The sequence below is a fragment of the Gracilibacillus lacisalsi DSM 19029 genome (assembly GCF_000377765.1).
Lineage (GTDB): Bacteria > Bacillota > Bacilli > Bacillales > Amphibacillaceae > Gracilibacillus > Gracilibacillus lacisalsi.
Genome location: NZ_KB898667.1, coordinates 39,790 through 58,935, shown reverse-complemented (window position 1 = coordinate 58,935; position 19,146 = coordinate 39,790). Strand labels below are relative to the sequence as shown.

19 protein-coding genes are annotated in these 19,146 nt (G+C 39.3%); 3 read left to right on the top strand and 16 right to left on the bottom strand.

What is annotated here, in order from left to right; genetic code table 11:
- The first annotated feature begins 92 nt into the window (after positions 1-92).
- A complete protein-coding gene (locus tag D569_RS0110445; protein ID WP_018932362.1) occupies positions 93-590 on the top strand; it encodes an RNA polymerase sigma factor in 498 nt (165 codons plus the stop codon).
- Positions 577-1,179: a hypothetical protein gene (locus D569_RS0110440; protein ID WP_018932361.1), complete on the top strand. Its 603-nt coding sequence runs from the start codon at positions 577-579 to the stop codon at positions 1,177-1,179. The genes D569_RS0110445 and D569_RS0110440 overlap by 14 nt, the downstream gene beginning before the upstream one ends.
- A gap of 330 nt (positions 1,180-1,509) precedes the next feature.
- Here the strand turns inward: D569_RS0110440 and D569_RS0110430 are convergent, their stop codons facing one another.
- Genes D569_RS0110430 through D569_RS0110420 form a run of 3 tightly spaced genes read right to left on the bottom strand, consistent with a single transcriptional unit; the run spans position 1,510 to position 3,853 of the window.
- A complete protein-coding gene (locus D569_RS0110430; RefSeq protein WP_018932359.1) occupies positions 1,510-2,019 on the bottom strand; it encodes a MogA/MoaB family molybdenum cofactor biosynthesis protein in 510 nt (169 codons plus the stop codon).
- Between the two features lie 54 nt (positions 2,020-2,073).
- Entirely contained in the window at positions 2,074-2,934 is an 861-nt protein-coding gene (locus D569_RS0110425) for a hypothetical protein (protein WP_018932358.1), read from the bottom strand.
- The gene (locus D569_RS0110420) at positions 2,918-3,853 is read right to left on the bottom strand and encodes a WD40/YVTN/BNR-like repeat-containing protein (protein WP_018932357.1); all 936 of its coding nucleotides are present in this window, start codon (positions 3,851-3,853) and stop codon (positions 2,918-2,920) included. Before D569_RS0110420 ends, D569_RS0110425 begins: the two co-directional genes overlap by 17 nt.
- A gap of 141 nt (positions 3,854-3,994) precedes the next feature.
- Between D569_RS0110420 and D569_RS0110415 the strand changes: the two genes are divergently transcribed.
- Complete coding sequence (locus tag D569_RS0110415; RefSeq protein WP_018932356.1) at positions 3,995-4,870, top strand: helix-turn-helix transcriptional regulator; 876 nt, start codon at positions 3,995-3,997, stop codon at positions 4,868-4,870.
- 167 nt (positions 4,871-5,037) lie between these two features.
- Here D569_RS0110415 and D569_RS0110410 read toward each other — a convergent pair whose 3' ends face one another.
- The 13 genes from D569_RS0110410 to purE all read right to left on the bottom strand — a co-directional run bounded on the left by D569_RS0110410 (position 5,038) and on the right by purE (position 19,112).
- Positions 5,038-5,886, bottom strand: a complete 849-nt coding sequence (locus D569_RS0110410) for a VOC family protein (RefSeq protein ID WP_018932355.1) — start codon at positions 5,884-5,886, stop codon at positions 5,038-5,040.
- 116 nt (positions 5,887-6,002) lie between these two features.
- Positions 6,003-7,259, bottom strand: coding sequence for a phosphoribosylamine--glycine ligase (purD, locus tag D569_RS0110405; RefSeq protein WP_018932354.1), 1,257 nt, complete (start codon positions 7,257-7,259; stop codon positions 6,003-6,005).
- 389 nt (positions 7,260-7,648) lie between these two features.
- On the bottom strand, positions 7,649-9,184 hold the full coding sequence (gene purH / locus D569_RS0110395) for a bifunctional phosphoribosylaminoimidazolecarboxamide formyltransferase/IMP cyclohydrolase (protein WP_018932352.1): 1,536 nt from the start codon (positions 9,182-9,184) through the stop codon (positions 7,649-7,651).
- Between the two features lie 2 nt (positions 9,185-9,186).
- Positions 9,187-9,759 carry a phosphoribosylglycinamide formyltransferase gene (gene purN, locus D569_RS0110390; RefSeq protein ID WP_018932351.1) on the bottom strand — a complete coding sequence of 191 codons (573 nt, stop codon included), beginning with the start codon at positions 9,757-9,759 and terminating at the stop codon, positions 9,187-9,189.
- Entirely contained in the window at positions 9,752-10,780 is a 1,029-nt protein-coding gene (gene purM, locus D569_RS0110385; protein ID WP_018932350.1) for a phosphoribosylformylglycinamidine cyclo-ligase, read from the bottom strand. The genes purN and purM overlap by 8 nt, the downstream gene beginning before the upstream one ends.
- 162 nt (positions 10,781-10,942) lie before the next feature.
- Positions 10,943-12,355 (bottom strand): amidophosphoribosyltransferase, encoded by a 1,413-nt coding sequence (gene purF / locus D569_RS0110380; RefSeq protein ID WP_018932349.1) that lies wholly within the window; start codon positions 12,353-12,355, stop codon positions 10,943-10,945.
- Positions 12,331-14,559, bottom strand: a complete 2,229-nt coding sequence (purL, locus tag D569_RS0110375; protein ID WP_018932348.1) for a phosphoribosylformylglycinamidine synthase subunit PurL — start codon at positions 14,557-14,559, stop codon at positions 12,331-12,333. The genes purF and purL overlap by 25 nt, the downstream gene beginning before the upstream one ends.
- Positions 14,543-15,226 (bottom strand): phosphoribosylformylglycinamidine synthase subunit PurQ, encoded by a 684-nt coding sequence (gene purQ / locus D569_RS0110370; RefSeq protein WP_018932347.1) that lies wholly within the window; start codon positions 15,224-15,226, stop codon positions 14,543-14,545. The genes purL and purQ overlap by 17 nt, the downstream gene beginning before the upstream one ends.
- Positions 15,223-15,474 carry a phosphoribosylformylglycinamidine synthase subunit PurS gene (purS, locus tag D569_RS0110365; RefSeq protein ID WP_018932346.1) on the bottom strand — a complete coding sequence of 84 codons (252 nt, stop codon included), beginning with the start codon at positions 15,472-15,474 and terminating at the stop codon, positions 15,223-15,225. The genes purQ and purS overlap by 4 nt, the downstream gene beginning before the upstream one ends.
- The gene (gene purC / locus D569_RS0110360) at positions 15,471-16,184 is read right to left on the bottom strand and encodes a phosphoribosylaminoimidazolesuccinocarboxamide synthase (protein WP_018932345.1); all 714 of its coding nucleotides are present in this window, start codon (positions 16,182-16,184) and stop codon (positions 15,471-15,473) included. The genes purS and purC overlap by 4 nt, the downstream gene beginning before the upstream one ends.
- A 13-nt stretch (positions 16,185-16,197) precedes the next feature.
- On the bottom strand, positions 16,198-17,493 hold the full coding sequence (gene purB, locus D569_RS0110355) for an adenylosuccinate lyase (RefSeq protein ID WP_018932344.1): 1,296 nt from the start codon (positions 17,491-17,493) through the stop codon (positions 16,198-16,200).
- A gap of 13 nt (positions 17,494-17,506) precedes the next feature.
- Positions 17,507-18,634 (bottom strand): 5-(carboxyamino)imidazole ribonucleotide synthase, encoded by a 1,128-nt coding sequence (gene purK, locus D569_RS0110350; RefSeq protein ID WP_018932343.1) that lies wholly within the window; start codon positions 18,632-18,634, stop codon positions 17,507-17,509.
- Positions 18,621-19,112 (bottom strand): 5-(carboxyamino)imidazole ribonucleotide mutase, encoded by a 492-nt coding sequence (gene purE, locus D569_RS0110345; RefSeq protein ID WP_018932342.1) that lies wholly within the window; start codon positions 19,110-19,112, stop codon positions 18,621-18,623. Before purE ends, purK begins: the two co-directional genes overlap by 14 nt.
- Positions 19,113-19,146 lie beyond the last annotated feature (34 nt).

Here is a 19,146-nt window from a genome sequence, read left to right as displayed (position 1 = left end):
TGTTGAGTGATTTTTTTTATTTTGTGTAACCTTTTGAGAACGAATACGTTGTTAAGGTAGAAAAACAGAAAGGAATGGGGGCATTGGATTCTTTGCAACATTGGTATCAAAAATACCATCAAAATATTTATAATTACATCTATTTTATGATTGGTGATCACGAACAAGCGAAAGACTTGATGCAAGATACGTTTGTTCGAGCCTATCACAGATTTGATTCGTTCCATGGTGGTGACGAAAAAGGCTGGTTAGTTCGAATAGCAAGGAATATAACAATTGACCATATTCGCAAACAAAAACCGATTGCCTTTTTATTAGATCGACCTACTACTCTACAGGCACTAGATAAAACGCCCGAACAAATGTCAATGTTAAATGAGTCGGAAAAAGAATTGTATCATGCATTACAAAAGCTAAAGATCTCTTACCGCGAAATCATTATTTTACGAAAAATTAAAGAATTCTCTATTAAAGAAACCTCTGCCATTTTACATTGGTCTGAAAACAAAGTGAAAGTACAGTTATTTAGGGCTATGAAATCGTTAAAGAAAGAGCTGCAAAAGGAGGGATACATTCATGAGCAAATTTGATAACGAATGGCAAGGGCTTGATCAAAAAATTAAGTTATCCAAAAAGGAAAGTGCAGATTTATACGACAGTATTTTTCAAGAAGTGCAAGAACCTAATAAGAAAAAATCTACAACTCGTTTATTTTTGAAGCCAATCTTAAGTTTAGTTACAGTTGCTTGCATTGCTATTATTTTAATACTTAGTAATATGAATACCTCAGAAAATAAAGGAATGTTAACGCAGTCTTCAAACGGTGAAAATAACAATGAAATAACAATAATTATTACCAATAATGCAACATTTGAGTATTATGGTATCACGATGAACGTTTATAAAGATGGTCGAAAAATTTCAGATCCAACAGTAATCAATGCAGATAATACTGTTATAGCTACTGGTGAGAAACTCCATTTTCCATTCATAGAGGATGACTTTACATTAGAAGGAGAGGTTTCCTTAGAAGCTACCATTGTTTTGGACAACGAGAATCGAGTAACTATAGAACCCAAAATACCGATCTCGATTGAAAAAGGAAACAAATATTATTTATCAATTGAGGGAGATTCTGTTGAGTCATCTCAACTAACTATCGAAAATAGAGCAGAATAAATAATCTGCTCTATTTTATTCACGGTAATCATAATACATTTTCCTTTTTGAGATCCGTTTTATTTTACCTTCTGCAACAGCCTTTTCCCATCTCGCTATTGCGATTTTTCCAGTGCTTTTCGTTCTGAGGGACTGCGTGTTCGGGATTTTTTCGCCTTCCTGGTGGTCGAGATTCTCGGATGATAGCATTTGCTTGTACGGTTTTCTTCAATTCTTTGCTCCAAGTCTTCCATTTTCATTTTTCTCAACATCCTTACCACCTTTCAAATATTTTAAAAGTATAAGCAGCACTATGCTCTCAAACGGGTGGTTTACGAATGATTAGTATCGTTAGATATCCTTATTAATCTCCCTCATAACATGTCCCAATTCTGGAATAATCAATTTTTCCATCGCTAATTTAACAGCTCCTGAGGAACCTGGCGTAGCAAAAATAGCTTTATCCTGCACTACTCCTGCTGTTGCTCGGGAAAGAATCGCTGCTGAACCAATATCTTCGGTGTAACTTAGCATACGAAAAATTTCTCCGAATCCTGGTATTTCTTTATCTAGCATATATTCAATCACTTCAATGGTCACATCACGTTTGGCAATTCCTGTACCGCCATTGATTAAGATTGCATCAATGTCAGTCTGCTGAATACCATTTTCGATCGCTCGTTTAATTTCTATTTGTTCATCTTTTACAATATCATACGCATTCACTTGATGATGATGTTCTTCTAAATATTGGTGCATTAGTTTCCCACTTTTATCGGTGTCTTTTGTTCTGGTATCGCTGACGGTAATAATTTTACATCTTACTATTTTAGGTGCTTCTGCTTTGTGTACTTGTGACATGCTATTAAACTCCTTTTTTAGAGAAAGCTGTTTCGTTCATTTTATCATAGAAAACTAGCGTAGTGGTGCCTCTCCCTGGTACTGTAATCGGATTATTTTATTATCTACAAGTGTTGCTGGGTATAGAATAATTTCACCGGTAGGAGGATCTGTTGTGTTTTGATCAAAGTAAAAATCATCCCCTAATCCAATCGTCCATACAGCTTCATTATTTTCCGCTAACACGATAGCCAATGTACCATATTGATGTACCTGTTCCCATTTAAACAGATGTTGGTCATCATGATGGACGACCATGATCCCCTCTGAACTAGCAGTTACTACCGTATTCTCCCCTTTCCATTGTCCATGAATTTGAGCTCCAACATAAGAATAGGATAACCCGTCATTTCGATCACCATATGTACCTACAAATTGCTGAATATGCTTCTGATTATCTTCATACGTAAAAACAGCAATATCATCCGCTAACCATTTTATCTCTCCTGCTGTAACAATCGAACTGGGCAACGCTTCTTTCGGACGAGCTAATATCCGATAATAACTCCGATAATAGACCGCTTCATTCGTATCCGTATTTTTCTTCAACGAGAAAACTTGCTTCATATCTGGTGAAATACTTGTGATATTTTCAATCATTTGATTGCTTTGATACATCAGATAGCCATTTACACTAATAATCATTATCGTTATCACGACAAGAATACTATTTCCCATTTTCTTCAATGATAATAGTAGCAACAGACTGAGCGCCAGACTAACGGCAATGACCATATTAAAAATATAAAGTAAGCGGTTATCAATGTACTCCGCCTGATAGTTTGATTGAACAATTAGACTACCTATTTGCAATACGGTTAATGAGGTAGCTATTAACAATAAGCTGATCCCGATCCACTTAACCCATTTCTTCATTTTCTGGCACAACCTCCTCTGCAAACTCCCATGTACGTCCATTATCCGTTGAAATAAATTTTGCTCTAATCAATCCATCTTGGTAGTAATCACCATTAGGTCCTTGATCCATTATTAACGCAAGGTGATCCTCTTCTTTATATGGTGCTCTGGCTATGACAAAGACTCTATCATATTGAGAAGGCATATTAAATACTGCCTGTTCCCATGTCTCCCCTTGGTTATTTGTCACATATAAATCTGGTGCCTCAGGGTTTATCGTACCGTAGGACATAAAGCCTGTCTCCTCATCAACAAACCCACCATCCGCTACCAGTCTTGTTGTATCCGGCATATTGATAGATTTCCAGCTTTCACCTTGATTAGTAGATATATATATCAATGATCTCTCCTGTGACATCGTTCGATTATTAGATAAAATAACATACCAGAATTGATCATCCATGAATTCTATTTTTCTGAACCTGATGACAGGAATCCCATTATCTACAATGCTCTTTTCCCATGTTTCCCCCTGATTCTGTGAGTAGATCACTTTTATTCCACCTTCTGAATAAAGAAAAGCAGCATTGTCTTCTGTTAGAATAAAACTATTCTCGATTAACTCTGTTTCTCCGCCTTGATATTCTCCTTGGAAAAGTAGATCCTTTTCAACAGGAACAGTCGTCCATGTATTACCGTCATAATTAGTCATTTGTAATTCATCATTTTGAAGGCTATAACCTATTGTATCCTCCTCATTTCCCTTGATCGGAACTAGTGATTCCTTTTCTTCGGGTGTATTGCTTTCCTCTTGTTGTTGGTTCTGTTCAATATTATAGTAAGGTAAAGGGACTGGTTCACGACTTTGCTCATAAAAAATGGTTAAGATAATCGTTAGAACGATCATACAACTAAGTGCTATTAATACTTTTTGCATAATGTGATCCTCCTTAATCAAATTATACAACATTTTCTTACATTTAAGGGTATTATTAGTTTTTTTACATATTCGAAGCAAAAAAAATCAAAAAAAGAAAAAAATGTGCTTTTATAATGAATGTGTGAGGGGGAATTTATATTGTCATACAATGAAGCCATAAAAAGAACCATTGACTGGATCGAACAGCACCTTCAAGAAGAGATTCATATTGACGATGTTACCAGAGTCAGCCATTTCTCTAGATATCACTTTCATCGTATTTTCCAGAATGAAGTAGGGATATCAGTTGCTTCGTACATTCGATTACGAAGAATCGTTCATGCAGCAATGAAATTACTACATACATCAGACAGAATCCTTGATATTGCATTAACATATCAATTTGAATCTCAAGAAGCATTTACTAGAGCATTTAAGAAAATATATCACCTTCCCCCTGGACAATATCGAAAATTCATGAAGCAAATGATTGTGAAAAAGGAGGAACTTCACATGCACGAAGAAATTAATGGATGGTTTATCAGCGGAAGTCATCCGCACTTTTACAAAAGCGGAATTGATCGCGAACAGGTTCATCAAGGTAATGCTTCTGCTTACTTAGAATCACTCACAGTCGATGAAAACGACCAATTTGCAACACTAATGCAACAAGTTAATGCAGACAAGTACAAAGGAAAAAGAATAAAGCTTTCAGGCTTTATCAAATCTGAAAATGTAGCAACTTTTTCAGGTTTATGGATGAGGGTGGATAGTGCATCAGAGGACTTATTACAATTTGACAACATGCATGATCGTCCCATTACCGGCACAAATAATTGGAATCACTATGCTATCATACTTGATATTCCAGAAAACAGTGCCACTATCTCTTACGGAATTTTACTAACAGGAGCAGGTAAAGTATGGTTGGATGGATTAAAGTTTGAAGAGGTAGATAACAATGTGCCTACAACACATTTAGAGATTAATGTGGTACTGCTGGATGAACCAACCAACCTAAATTTTGAAGAGTAAAAAAAGCTTGGTGTAGACCAAGCTTTTTCTCCTTCTATAGCACATTATCTATGATGGACACTTTTTTGGGATTTATCACTTTTCTGTCCGTCATGACGCTTATGATGGATACTTTTTTCTGATTCACCTATCTTCTGTCCTTCATTTCGTTTATCACATCAGTTGCCTTAAGAAGTAATAATAATCTTATTACCAGACGGATCTTTTGTAATAGCTTGGTTTTCTTCTTCCTTAACTGAAGCACCAATTGCCTTCAATTTTTGCACCGTATGATGGACCGCTTCTTTTGTTGGATAGCTGATCGTATATGATTGCAAACCGACGCTATTTTCTGAAGGTTGCGGGGCACCTACTCCATTCCATGTGTTCAATCCAATGTGATGATGATACTTCCCTGTTGAGATAAATAATGCTTGATTACCGAATTGGGATACCGTTTCGAAACCTAAACCTTTTTCATAAAAATGTTTGGTATTCTCCATTTCTGCAACATGCAAATGAATATGACCCATCACAGTCTCTTTAGGAAGTCCTTGCCATCTCCCTTTTTCTCCTGCTTGTAAAAGATCTTCAAAATCCAATGGGTCAACAGCCATTTCCACTTGATTATCTTGCCAAGTCCATCCAGCAGGATCTCTGTCACGATAAACTTCAATCCCATTTCCATCTGGGTCTGAGAAGTATAATGCTTCACTTACTAAATGATCAGACGAAGCTAAAGGTAAGCCAATATCTATACTATAAAAAACAAAGTTTGCGAGGTCCCTTCTTGTTGGTAGTAATATAGCAAAATGGTACAAACCTGTTGTACGTGACTGTTTCGGCTCAGCATTATCAGGTTGTTCCAAGGTAAGAATACTTGTCTTACCATCTGCAGTTAGCTCAGCTGTTGTGTTGTTTTTTTCTAATATATCAAAACCGATAACTTTTTGGTAAAAAGCTATCGATCTAATTAAATCCTGCACTTTTACGGTGACATTGCTGACAAATGTAATCGGTTTTCGATGAAAATTCATTATTTGTCTCCTTTTTAGGTTATTTTATGTAAGTAATTATACTTTTGTAAGCATTATATATCAAGAAAAAGCTACTAATCTGGCATGAATAGTAGCTTTCCCTTTTGTTCGTTATTTTATTGTTTAGAGAAGCCTATATCTTTTCGATAGAAGAAATCATCGTTTTGATCAAATCGTTCCAAGTATTGATAAATCTCTTTTTGTGCTTGCTCCGGACTGTCCTGGATCGAACCTACTAATAGAACACGACCGCCTGTAGAGGAGAATGAGCCATCTTCTGTACGGGCTGTTCCAGCATGGATTACATAAACTTGATCATCTGCCTTAAGATCTGGGAGGCTTACATTTTTAGCATATGAACCAGGATAACCCTTGGAAGCCACTACTGTCCCTATTGCGTAGCCTTTCTTCCATTTTAGTTGTGGATCTTTTCCGGCGGTGACATCCTCAATCACTTGGATCAAGTCATTTTCCAACAATGGCAAAACAACTTGTGTTTCCGGGTCACCAAATCGAGCATTAAATTCGATTACTTTAGGTCCTTCCTTCGTCTCAATCAGACCACCATAAAGAACACCGGTATAGGTGCGTCCTTCCTTCTTCATTCCTTTGGCAACAGGCTTTAAGATTTTTTCCACTGTAAACTCAATATGCTTTGGATCTAAATCTGGTACTGGTGAAAAAGCACCCATTCCACCGGTGTTGGGACCTTCATCATTGTCATAGGCGCGTTTATGATCACGAGCAGGTACCATCGGATAGACATTTTCACCATCAACGAAAGCAAAAAGAGAGAATTCTTTTCCTTCTAAATATTCTTCAATCACAACTCTGCTTCCAGCTTCGCCAAATTTATTGTCAATCAGCATATCCTCAACCGCAGCTAACGCTTGATGCTCTGTCATGGCAACAACAACACCTTTTCCGGCTGCTAGTCCATCTGCCTTAATTACAATTGGTGCTCCCTCTTGTTGTATATACGCCTTTGCTTTTTCTACATCAGTAAATGTCTGATATTTCGCTGTCGGAATATCATATTGTTTCATAAATGCTTTAGCAAAGTCTTTACTTCCCTCAATAAGAGCAGCGCCTTTTTTAGGGCCGAATACTTTTAAATTTTTCTCTTGGAAAGCATCTACTACACCTTTTGTTAAAGGAACTTCAGGACCGACAATCGTCCAATCGATTTGTTCCTTTTGCGCAAATGCCACTAATTCTTCAATTGCTTCATCTTTGATTGGCACACATGTGGCATCTTGCGCAATACCGCCATTTCCAGGTGCAGCGAAAATTTCTGTTACACGCTCACTACTCTTTAATTTTTTTACGATGATATGCTCACGACCACCACCGCCGATTACTAATACTTTCATGGGAGGCCTCCTTTTTCTATCTATGAATAAGGGAAGATTCTCATAGACACTTTTTTGGATTTGGGATTATTTTGTCCATGAGAATGCTTCTCGTGGACATTTTTTGCGGATTCCGCTTGCTTTTGTCCGTGAGAGTGCTCCTCGTGGACACTTTTTACCGATTTCGCTTGCTTTTGTCCTTGAGAATGCTTCTCGTGGACACTTTTTGCCGATTTCGCTTGCTTTTGTCCTTGAGAATGCTTCTCGTGGACACTTTTTGCCGATTTCGCTTGCTTTTGTCCTTGAGAATGCTTCTCGTGGACACTTTTTGCCGATTTCGCTTGCTTTTGTCCGTAAGAGTGCTTCAATCTGCGAAAAAGGATTCCCAAATTATTGAGAATCCTTTTTGCTTAATGCTTGAAGTGACGCATCTTTGTGAATACCATTGCGATACCGTGTTTGTTGCATTCATCAATGGAATCTTGGTCACGCTTGGATCCACCTGGTTGGATAATCGCTTTGATTCCTGCTTTTGCAGCATTTTCTACGGTGTCTGGCATTGGGAAAAATGCGTCTGAGGCCATGACAGCACCTTCTGCTTTTTCTCCTGCCTGCTCAAAGGCAATTCCTGCAGCACCAACACGGTTCATTTGTCCAGCACCAACTCCAAGAGTTTGGTCTCCTTTGGCAACAACAATTGCATTAGACTTCACGTGTTTTACCACTTTCCATGCAAAGAGAAGCTCATCGATTTCTTTTGCATCTGGTTTACGATCTGTCACAACTTCGATATCTTCTACTAACACTTTGCCATTGTCGCGGTCTTGAACAAGTAGTCCGCCAATCACGCTGACTACTTTTTTCGTATCATTCTCGTTTACTTGCATAGGTGTTTCCAGTAAGCGAATGTTCTTTTTCACGGTTAGGATCTCGAGAGCTTTCTCAGAAAAGCTTGGTGCAATAACAATTTCTAAGAAAATTTCTTTCAGTTGGTTGGCAGTAGCTTCGTCCACTTCACGATTTAATGCTACAATACCACCAAATATAGATACCGGATCACCGGCATAAGCCTTTTTGAAGGCACCAGAAATTGAGTCACCGATACCAACTCCACACGGATTCATATGTTTTACGGCTACCGCTGCTGGTTGTTCAGGAAATTCAAGTACCACCTCTAAAGCGGCATTCGCATCTTGAATATTGTTATATGATAATTCTTTACCATGTAATTGTTTTGCATTGGCGATAGACGCGCCTTTTACATTACCCTCTTTGTAAAATGCCGCCTTTTGATGTGGGTTTTCACCATAGCGAAGGGATTGAACTTTTTCGAAAGTTTGAGTAAATGTTTCCGGATCCTCTTCACCCGTAATATCGACAAAATAGTTCGCAATCATTGCATCATAGTTTGCGGTATGACGGAACACTTTTGCCGCTAGTTGTTTACGAAACTCAACTGTTCCACCATTATTGCCTAAGTTGTCTAACACCGCATCATAATCAGATGGATCCACTACTACCGTGACATCACGGAAGTTTTTCGATGCAGATCGTAGCATCGTTGGACCGCCAATATCAATATTTTCAATTGCATCCTCTTCTGTTACATCTTCTTTTGCAATCGTTTCTTTAAACGGATAAAGATTGACAACGACAACATCAATCGGTGTAATGTCACGCTCTTCTAATTGCGTGACATGAGACTCTTGGTCTCGACGTGCAAGAAGTCCCGCATGGATATATGGGTGTAACGTTTTAACACGACCATCTAAGATTTCATCAAAATTGGTGATTTCCGAAACACCTTTTGCAGGTAATCCAGCATCTTGTAATGCTCGTAATGTACCACCTGTTGAGATTAATTCATAACCTAATTTATCTAATCCTTCTGCAAAAGGAACTAAATTGCTTTTGTCAGAAACACTTAGTAATGCACGTTTTTTCAACGTTATTCTCCTCTCGTGATCAGTTTTTGAATCGTAGTTGGATAAAGCTGATGTTCTACTTGCTGAATGGCTTTTTGCAATTCTTCTCTTGTCATGCCGTCTTCAACATCTACCGCTTGTTGTGCAATAATTTTTCCCGTATCCATACCGGCATCTACATAATGCACGGTAACACCGGAAACTTTTACCCCTGCATCGAATGCTTGTCCAATGGCATCTAGTCCTGGGAAAGCAGGCAAAAGAGAAGGATGAATATTAATGATTTTCCCTTCAAAGGGGTGTAATAAAGTGTCACCAATTAAGCGCATGTAGCCTGCAAGGATGATCCAATCGATTTTTTCTTCTTGGAGCACTTCCACTATTTTCGCTTCGAACATCTGCTTATTTCGATATTGCTTTGGATCAAATACAAAAGCAGGTGTTCCATTTTGTTTTGCCTTCTCTATTACTTTTGCATTCGGTTTATCACAAACAAGTAAGGCTACTTCTGCCTCAAGTGTACCATTTTTCGTTGCTTCGATAATAGCATCGTAATTACTGCCGGTCCCTGATGCAAACACCGCTAATTTATTCATTAGAGAATGTCACCCCAGTTTCTTCTGTCACCTCTCCGATAATAGCTGCTTGTTCGTCGATATCTTTTAATAATTGAAGTGCCATATCTGCTTCATGTGCTTCAATGATAACCGCCATGCCGATCCCCATATTGAAGACACCATACATCTCTTCTTCTTGTAAATCTGCTTGTTTTTGTAAGTAATCAAAGATAGCTGGCTTTTGCCATGATCCTTTTTCAATTCTTACACCAAGATGTTCTGGAATAGCACGTGGTAAGTTCTCATAGAAGCCACCTCCTGTGATATGACTAATCCCTTTGATCGTGAGGTCTAATTTTAATTGTTGAATTGCTTTTGTGTAAATTTTTGTTGGTTCTAAAAGTGCTTCGCCTAATGTTTTGCTCAACTCTGGTACTTGATCTTGGTAATGTAACCCTTTATCATCAATTATTTTACGGACTAAGGAAAAACCGTTGGAGTGTACTCCTGATGAAGTTAAACCAATGATTTTGTCACCAACTTTTATCTTTTCTCCAGTAATAATTTGTTTTTTATCCGCAATCCCAACGACAAAGCCTGCAAGATCATATTCATCCTCACTGTACATGCCTGGCATTTCTGCTGTTTCGCCACCAATTAGAGCAGCACCCGATTGGACGCAACCATCTGTTATCCCTTTTACAATTTGCTCGATTTTTTCTGGCTGGTTCTTACCACAAGCAATATAATCTAAGAAAAAGAGTGGGTCGGCACCTTGGGCAACAATATCATTGACACACATAGCTACAAGATCGACGCCAACCGTGTCATGTTTATCCAACATAAAGGCAAGCTTCAGTTTTGTTCCGACACCATCTGTTCCAGAAACTAAGACTGGTTCTTCATATGAGAATTTACTTAAGTCAAACAGGCCGGCGAAAGCACCGACTCCTCCGATCACTTCAGGGCGATTCGTCTTTGCGATATGTTTTTTCATTAAATCAACTGCTTTGTATCCTGCGTTCACATCGACGCCTGCATCTTTATAGATATCACTCATTCCTATAGACTCCTTTTTGGTGCGGAATTTTTATTGTCTGATTTTATTGGACACTTTTCATGGTTTATTGGACACTTTTCAACATTTACTGGACATTTTTTGCTATTTATTGGACACTTTCCAGAAGTTATGCGGACACTTTCGCCCATTTACTGGACACTTTTAATCTTTATAAGCAGGAATTACCGTATCTGGATAGATTTCGGTCGGGTAATTTCCTGTAAAACATGCTTGGCACACACCATGTTGCATACGATCACGGTCCTCTACGATTGAAACTTCCAATCCTTCTGTTGATAAAAAGAATAAGCTGTCTGCACCGATAATTTCGCGCATTTCTTCGATCGTATTATTTGCTGCGATTAACTCTCCCTTTGTCGATGTATCAATACCGTAGTAGCACGGATTTTGAATTGGAGGAGACGCGATTCGAACATGTACTTCTGTGGCTCCTGCTTCTTTTAATAATCGAACTATTCGCCGACTTGTTGTGCCACGGACGATTGAATCATCTACCATAACGACACGCTTTCCTTCTACAATCCCTCGTACGGAGGATAATTTCATTTTGACACCTTGCTCGCGTAGTTCTTGTGAAGGTTGGATAAACGTTCGACCAACATAGCGGTTTTTAATTAAACCTAACTCATATGGAATACCAGTTGCTTCAGAAAAACCGATTGCTGCTGATATACTGGAATCCGGTACACCTGTAACAACATCCGCTTCAATTGGTGCTTCCTTTGCTAATTGTTTCCCCATTGTTTTACGACTTGCATGAACATTTTTCTCATTTAAATCACTGTCCGGACGGGAAAAATAGACATATTCCATGGAGCAAAGTGTGCGTTGCATGGGAGACGTAAATTGTTTGGTTCTAAATCCATCATCATCGATCACGATTAATTCACCAGGTTTTACTTCACGCTCGTAAGTCGCACCGATTAAATCAAATGCACACGTTTCTGATGCAACAACATATGCATCACCTAAACGGCCAATAGATAGTGGGCGCAAACCGCGCGGATCCAATCCGATAAACAGTTGATCCTCTGTTAAAATCGAGAATGCATAGGCACCTTTGATCATCCCTAAAGCAGAAGAGATCGCTTCTTCCATCGGTACATTACCACTGCGTTTTACTAGGTGGGCGATCACCTCTGTATCTGAAGTAGTCTGCAAAATACTTCCTTGTGCTTCCAGTTGATTCTTTAAGGCATGGGCATTGACGAGGTTTCCGTTATGGGCCAATGCCATACTATTCGTTTGTGAGCGAAAAACAAGTGGCTGTACGTTTTCAAAGCCACCACCACCTTGAGTGGCATAACGAACATGCCCAATTGCCGCATGTCCTTGCAGGCGGGAGACTTCTCCTTCTGAAAAAACGTCATTGATTAAGCCGACACCTTTATGAACATTTAATTTTTCACCATCTGTTGTGACAATTCCGGCACCTTCTTGCCCACGATGCTGGAGAGCATGGAGGCCGTAATAGGTCATTTCGGCAGCTTTCTCATGTCCCCAGATCGCAAATACACCACACTCTTCATTTAAGCCTTTGATTTCAGCAAGCACGGGATAGCTCCTTTCCACAGTTGTTGTAATGATCTTACATCTTCTGTGATTGCTTCTGTTTCTCCGTTTTGAACCACTAGTTTATTCGTATTTGTTACCGTTCCTAATAATGTTGCATCTTCTACTTTTGCTTCGAACGCTTCACGATCTTTCTCTGGAATCGATACGATAAAACGTGATTGTGTTTCACTAAACAATACCGTTGTTAAATCTCCTTCTACTTGGACGTCCGCACCAAGACCTTTTTCAGTAAAAAGGCATTCTGCTAATGCGACACCAAGCCCTCCTTCTGCAATATCGTGAGCTGAGGAAACAAGACCAGCACGGATTGCTGCTAATAATTGCTCTTGACGTTTTGCTTCCGTCTCTAAATCAATTGCCGGAGCTTTACCGAAGTATTTACCTTCCAAAAGGTTCTGCAGCTCACTTCCACCAAACTCTGCTTCTGTTTCACCAATTACGTAAATCAGGTCCCCTTCATTCTGGAAATGAGAAGGTGTAATATGATCGAGTGACTCGTGTAATCCAACCATACCGACAACTGGTGTTGGAAAGATTGCCTGACCGTTTGATTCGTTGTAAAGAGAAACATTACCGCTGATAACCGGTGTGTTCAACTTTAAGCTGGCCGCACTCATTCCTTCTACACTTTTCTCCATTTGCCAGAAGTTTTCTGGTTTATCCGGATTACCAAAGTTTAATCCGTCTGTAAGTGCTAATGGTTTTGCACCAGATGCAACAATATTTCGTGCTGCTTCTGCAACCGCAATTTTACCGCCTGCTTCCGGATCTAAATGAATATATCGGGAATTACAGTCCGTTGTCATCGCAATTGCTTTATCATATCCACGAACACGGACAACTGCCGCATCTGATCCTGGAGAGAATACGGTGTTCGCCTGTACCATTGAATCATATTGATCATAGACATATTCTTTGCTTGCGATCGTAGGTTGCTGTAATAACTTTTTCAATGTTTCTGAATGATCTTTCACTTCTGGGATATATGCAGGCATTCTTTGGTATTCTTCATAAAAGCTTGGTACTTTCGATTCTTTATGGAAAATCGGTGCATCCTCTGCTAAATTATCAACAGGAATGTCTGCCACAACTTCTCCTTTATGCAATAAGCGGAACATTTTATCATCGGTAACATGACCTACTGCTACCGCTTCTAATCCATATTTCTTGAAAATATCCACAATTTCTTGTTCCTCACCTTGTTTCACGCATAATAACATACGTTCTTGTGACTCTGACAACATCATTTCGTACGCTGTCATGTTTTCTTCACGCTGTGGGATTAGATCTAGGTTCATTTCCATGCCCATGCCAGCTTTACTTGCCATCTCACTTGCGGATGAAGTAAGTCCAGCTGCCCCCATATCTTGAATACCAACTAATGCGTCAGAATGAATTACTTCCAAACATGCTTCAATTAGTAATTTTTCCATAAAAGGGTCGCCAACTTGTACATTAGAACGTTTGCTTTCAGAGTCTTCAGATAAATCTTCCGAAGCGAATGTTGCGCCATGGATTCCGTCACGACCTGTTTTCGAACCAACATACATAATCGTGTTTCCTAGTCCTGATGCGATCCCTTTTTGAATATCTTTCGTATCTATTAAACCGACACACATTGCATTAACAAGTGGATTGCCTTCATAACAATCATCGAATTGTACTTCTCCTCCGACTGTTGGTACTCCTACACAATTACCATATCCGGCGATTCCGTGGACCACTTCATCAAAAAGATATTTAACCCGACCAGTATGAAGATTACCGAAACGTAATGAGTTTAATGATGCAATCGGACGAGCCCCCATCGAGAAAACGTCACGGATAATACCACCGACACCTGTTGCCGCTCCTTGATACGGCTCAACCGCTGAAGGGTGGTTATGGCTTTCCACTTTAAATACGACACCTTGACCATCACCGATATCAACAACTCCGGCGCCTTCGCCAGGACCTTGCACGACTTGTGGTCCTTCCGTCGGAAATTTCTTTAATAATGGTTTAGAAGTTTTATAACTGCAGTGTTCCGACCACATTACCGAGAAAATACCGATTTCAGTAAAGTTAGGGCGACGACCCATAATATCTTTAATCATGTCATACTCTTTATCTGTTAATCCCATTTCCTGATAGACTTTATCTTGTTCTACCAATTCAGGAGTAATCTCAGGCGCCTGCAACATAACGTTCCCTCCAGTTTTCTAACATTGATTGGAATAGTTTTAATCCGTCATCACTATTTAAGATTGCTTCTACCGCACGTTCCGGGTGTGGCATCATACCTAGCACATTTCCTTGTTCATTGATGATTCCAGCAATATCTGCGACAGAACCATTTGGGTTGTTTTCATACGTGAATACAATCTGATTATTTTCTTTTAATCTAGCGAGTGTCTCTTCATCACAGTAATAGTTTCCATCATGATGTGCGATCGGAATCGATACTACTTCGTCTTTTTCATATTTCGAGGTAAAAAGGGTATCATTGTTTTCCACGATTAAGTTTTCAAAATGACACATAAATTTCAGATTTTTATTGCGTAGCATTGCACCTGGCAATAAACCAGATTCTAGTAAAATTTGAAAACCATTGCAGACCCCGAGAATGGGAACCCCTTTGTCTGCTTGTTCTCGTAATTGTACGACGATATCAGATGTAGACGCGATTGCTCCAGAACGGAGATAATCACCGTAGGAGAAGCCACCAGGAATTAAAATCGCATCATAACCTTCCAAGTTTGCTTCTTGATACCAAAGCATATCCGCTTCTTCACCCAGTGCATCCTTAGCTGCATAGTACATATCGCGGTCACAGTTGGAACCAGGGAAGACAATCACAGCAAATTTCACTGGACTACCCCCTCTTCTACTGTATATTTATAATTCTCGATAACTGGATTCGCGAGTAGTTTGTTACACATTTCTTCAATCTCTGCTTCGATATTTGCATCATCATTCACAGTTAATTCTAAATATTTTCCAACACGAACTTCTTTCACATTATCATAGCCTAATGTATTTAAAGATCCTTGTACTGCTTTACCTTGTGGGTCTAATACGCCCTCTTTTAATGTAATGTGTACTTTTACTAGTTTCATTGTTTTGCCTCCAGTCTCGATAATATATTGTCATATACAGTAACTAAGTCACCTAAGTCTTCGCGAAATACGTCTTTGTCCATCTTCTCGCCTGTTCCGATATCCCAAAGACGGCAAGTGTCAGGACTCACTTCGTCTGATAGCACAATTTCCCCGCTAGCATTGCGTCCAAATTCCAATTTGAAATCGACAAGCTGTAAATTAATTTCTTTGAAGAAAGCTTGCAATTGCTCATTTACTTGAAGGGCCATTTTTTTAATTTTTACAAGGTCTGCTTCGGTTACATCTGTTAAAAGCAATGCATGTTCGTCATTGATTAACGGATCACCAAGCTCATCTTTTTTATAAAAAAGTTCCACTAGTGGCGGATTGAAAATCGTTTTCTCCTCGATTCCTGTACGACGGACGATGCTTCCTGCCGCTACATTACGAACGACGACCTCAAGCGGTATAATCGTTGTTTTTTCTACTAATTGTTCCGTTTCATTTAATGCTTCTTTAAAATGACTATTAATCCCTTTTTGATGGAGATATTCGAATACTTTAGCAGAAATCAAATTATTATAGCGTCCTTTTCCTTGAAATTCCGCTTTTTTCTCGCCATTAAAGGCTGTTGCATCATTTTTGTAAGACAGGACTAATAAATTCGGATCATCCGCTACCGTAAATACTTGCTTTGCCTTTCCTTCATATAACAGCTTGTCTTTCATTGGATTCCTCTCCTTATGCTAGGCCAATTTTTTTGAAAATCTGATCAACATTTTTTAAATGGTACGTGTAATCAAAGCAATCATCTAATTGTTCTTTCGATAATGTACTATTAATACGCTCTTCTTGTTCGATCAGATGACGGAATGGTGTTGCTGTCTCCCATGCCTTCATCGCATTCGGTTGTACAATGTCATATGCTTCTTCACGACTCATACCTTGATCAATTAAAGAAAGCAATACGCGTTGGGAGAAAATGACACCATACGTACGATCAATATTCCGTTTCATATTTTCCGGGAATACCGTTAAGTTTTTCACGATATTACCAAATCTGTTCAACATATAATTCAAGGCTATTGTTGCATCCGGTAAAATGACACGCTCTGCAGAAGAGTGAGAAATATCACGTTCATGCCATAAGGACACATTTTCATACGATGTCATCATATAACCACGGATAACACGAGCCATCCCCGTCATGTTCTCAGATCCGATTGGGTTACGTTTATGAGGCATTGCTGATGAACCTTTTTGACCTTTCGCAAAAAATTCTTCCACTTCTCTTGTTTCTGTTTTTTGCAATCCGCGGATCTCGGTTGCGAATTTTTCAATGGAGCTTGCAACTAATGCCAGTGCGGACATATATTGCGCATGACGATCACGCTGTAATGTTTGGGTAGAAACCGGTGCTGGCTGTAATCCTAATTGTTCACAAACATATTGTTCAACAAATGGATCGATATTCGCATAAGTACCAACTGCACCTGAAAGTTTTCCTGTTTCAATCACTTTAGCTGCCGCATCAAAGCGTTCAAGGTTACGTTTCATTTCTTCATACCATAGCGCCATTTTCAGACCGAAAGTTGTCGGTTCTGCATGAACACCGTGTGTACGTCCCATCATAACAGTATTCTTATGCTCGATTGCTTTATCTTTTAAAATCTCAATAAAATTCTCGATATCACGACGGATTAATTGGTTTGCTTGCTTTATCATATAGGAGAGTGCAGTATCGACAACATCTGTTGAAGTAAGACCATAATGCACCCATTTCTTCTCTTCACCTAATGTTTCTGAAACAGCACGAGTGAATGCTACGACATCATGACGAGTCTCTTTTTCAATTTCAAAAATGCGGTCGATATGAAAAGAAGCATTTTCTCTAATTTTTTTGACATCCTCTTTTGGAATGATCCCTAACTCACTCCATGCTTCACATGCTAAAATCTCCACCTCAAGCCATGCATTAAAGCGATTCTCATCAGTCCAAATCTTGCCCATTTCTTCTCTTGTATAACGTTCGATCATAAAATGTTTCCTCCTAGTTTTCGATTATCTTTTTTTCCACTAGTTTATTATATATGATTAAAGGATTGTCCCCAATAAAAGTTACATGACCCATTTTACGCAGTGGCTTATTTTCGGCTTTTCCGTACATATGAATGTGTGCTTGTGGATTGTCATCTAATTGACTGAAAAAAGGCTCTACATCTTTTCCTAGTAAATTAACCATTACTGCTCCACCATGAGAGTGAACGGGTATTAATGGTAATCCGCAAATGGCACGAACATGCTGCTCAAATTGCGAGACATCACATGCTTCAATCGTAAAATGCCCTGAGTTATGTGGCCTTGGTGCTAATTCATTGATTAAGATATCTTCTCCACAAACGAACATTTCGATGGCGAATGTGCCGACAACACCGATCGTTTCTGCAATGGCTTTTGCCGCTTGCCGAGCTTTTTCGGCAATCTGTTCAGAAACTCGAGCAGGTGCAATTGTTGCGTGTAAAATATGATCACGATGGATGTTTTCTGCTACTGGAAAATAAGAAATTTCTCCGGATTGTGATCTTGTGAAAACAATCGAGATTTCTTTATCAAAAGGTACCCATTTTTCTATAATTAAACGATCTGCTTGTTGTAGCATTTCTACTGCTGATTCAATATCTGTTTTATTAGTAAGTTTCACTTGGCCCTTTCCGTCATATCCTCCACGGCATGTTTTGGCAACAGAGGGATAGCCAATTTCTTCAACTGCAATTTGTAATTCTTCGGTGGATGTGACAATTGCAAAATCGGCCACTGGCTGATTACTATCAACCATTGCTTTTTTCTCTAATTCACGGTCTTGCGTAACCCTCAGCGAGTTTGCCCCTTGTGGAAGAATTCCGGCATCTTCTAAAATTTGTGCTGCTGTTAAATCAACATTCTCAAATTCGTATGTCACAACATCACTTTTCTCAGCAAGTTCTCTGACAGCGTCTAAATCATCATAAGCTGCGACTATTTGCTCATCAGCTACTTGTGCGGTCGGGCAGTCTGGGGTAGGGTCGAGTACCATAACACGATATCCCATATGCTTAGCTACTGTTGTCATCATTCGTCCTAGCTGGCCACCACCAATAATTCCGATAGTAGACCCGAATAATAATTTATTGTTCTGCAAGATTGTCCCTCATTTCCGCTACTTTATCTTTTAATTGATTTTGATGATCAACTAATCGTGCTGCTGTTTCTTGATCTGTTGTGCCAATGATTTGTGCTGCGAGAATGCCTGCATTTTTCGCTCCCGCTTTACCGATGGCGACTGTGGCAACTGGTACACCGCCTGGCATCTGTACGATGGAATAAAGTGAATCGACACCGCTAAGTGTACTTGTTTTCACTGGTACACCGATGACTGGCAAGGTTGTTTTGGATGCGACCATGCCTGGTAAGTGTGCTGCACCACCTGCTCCTGCAATGATTACTTTTAATCCTCTATCACGTGCAGTTTCGGCATATTCAAACATATCTTCCGGTGTTCTATGCGCAGAGATGACTTCTTTCTCATAACTAATGCCAAGCTCTTCCAACGCTTCACAAGTATGCTGCATCGTTTCCCAATCCGATATGCTCCCCATAATAACACCAACTTGTGCCATACAATCCCCACTTCCCTTTATTTAATATCTGTTT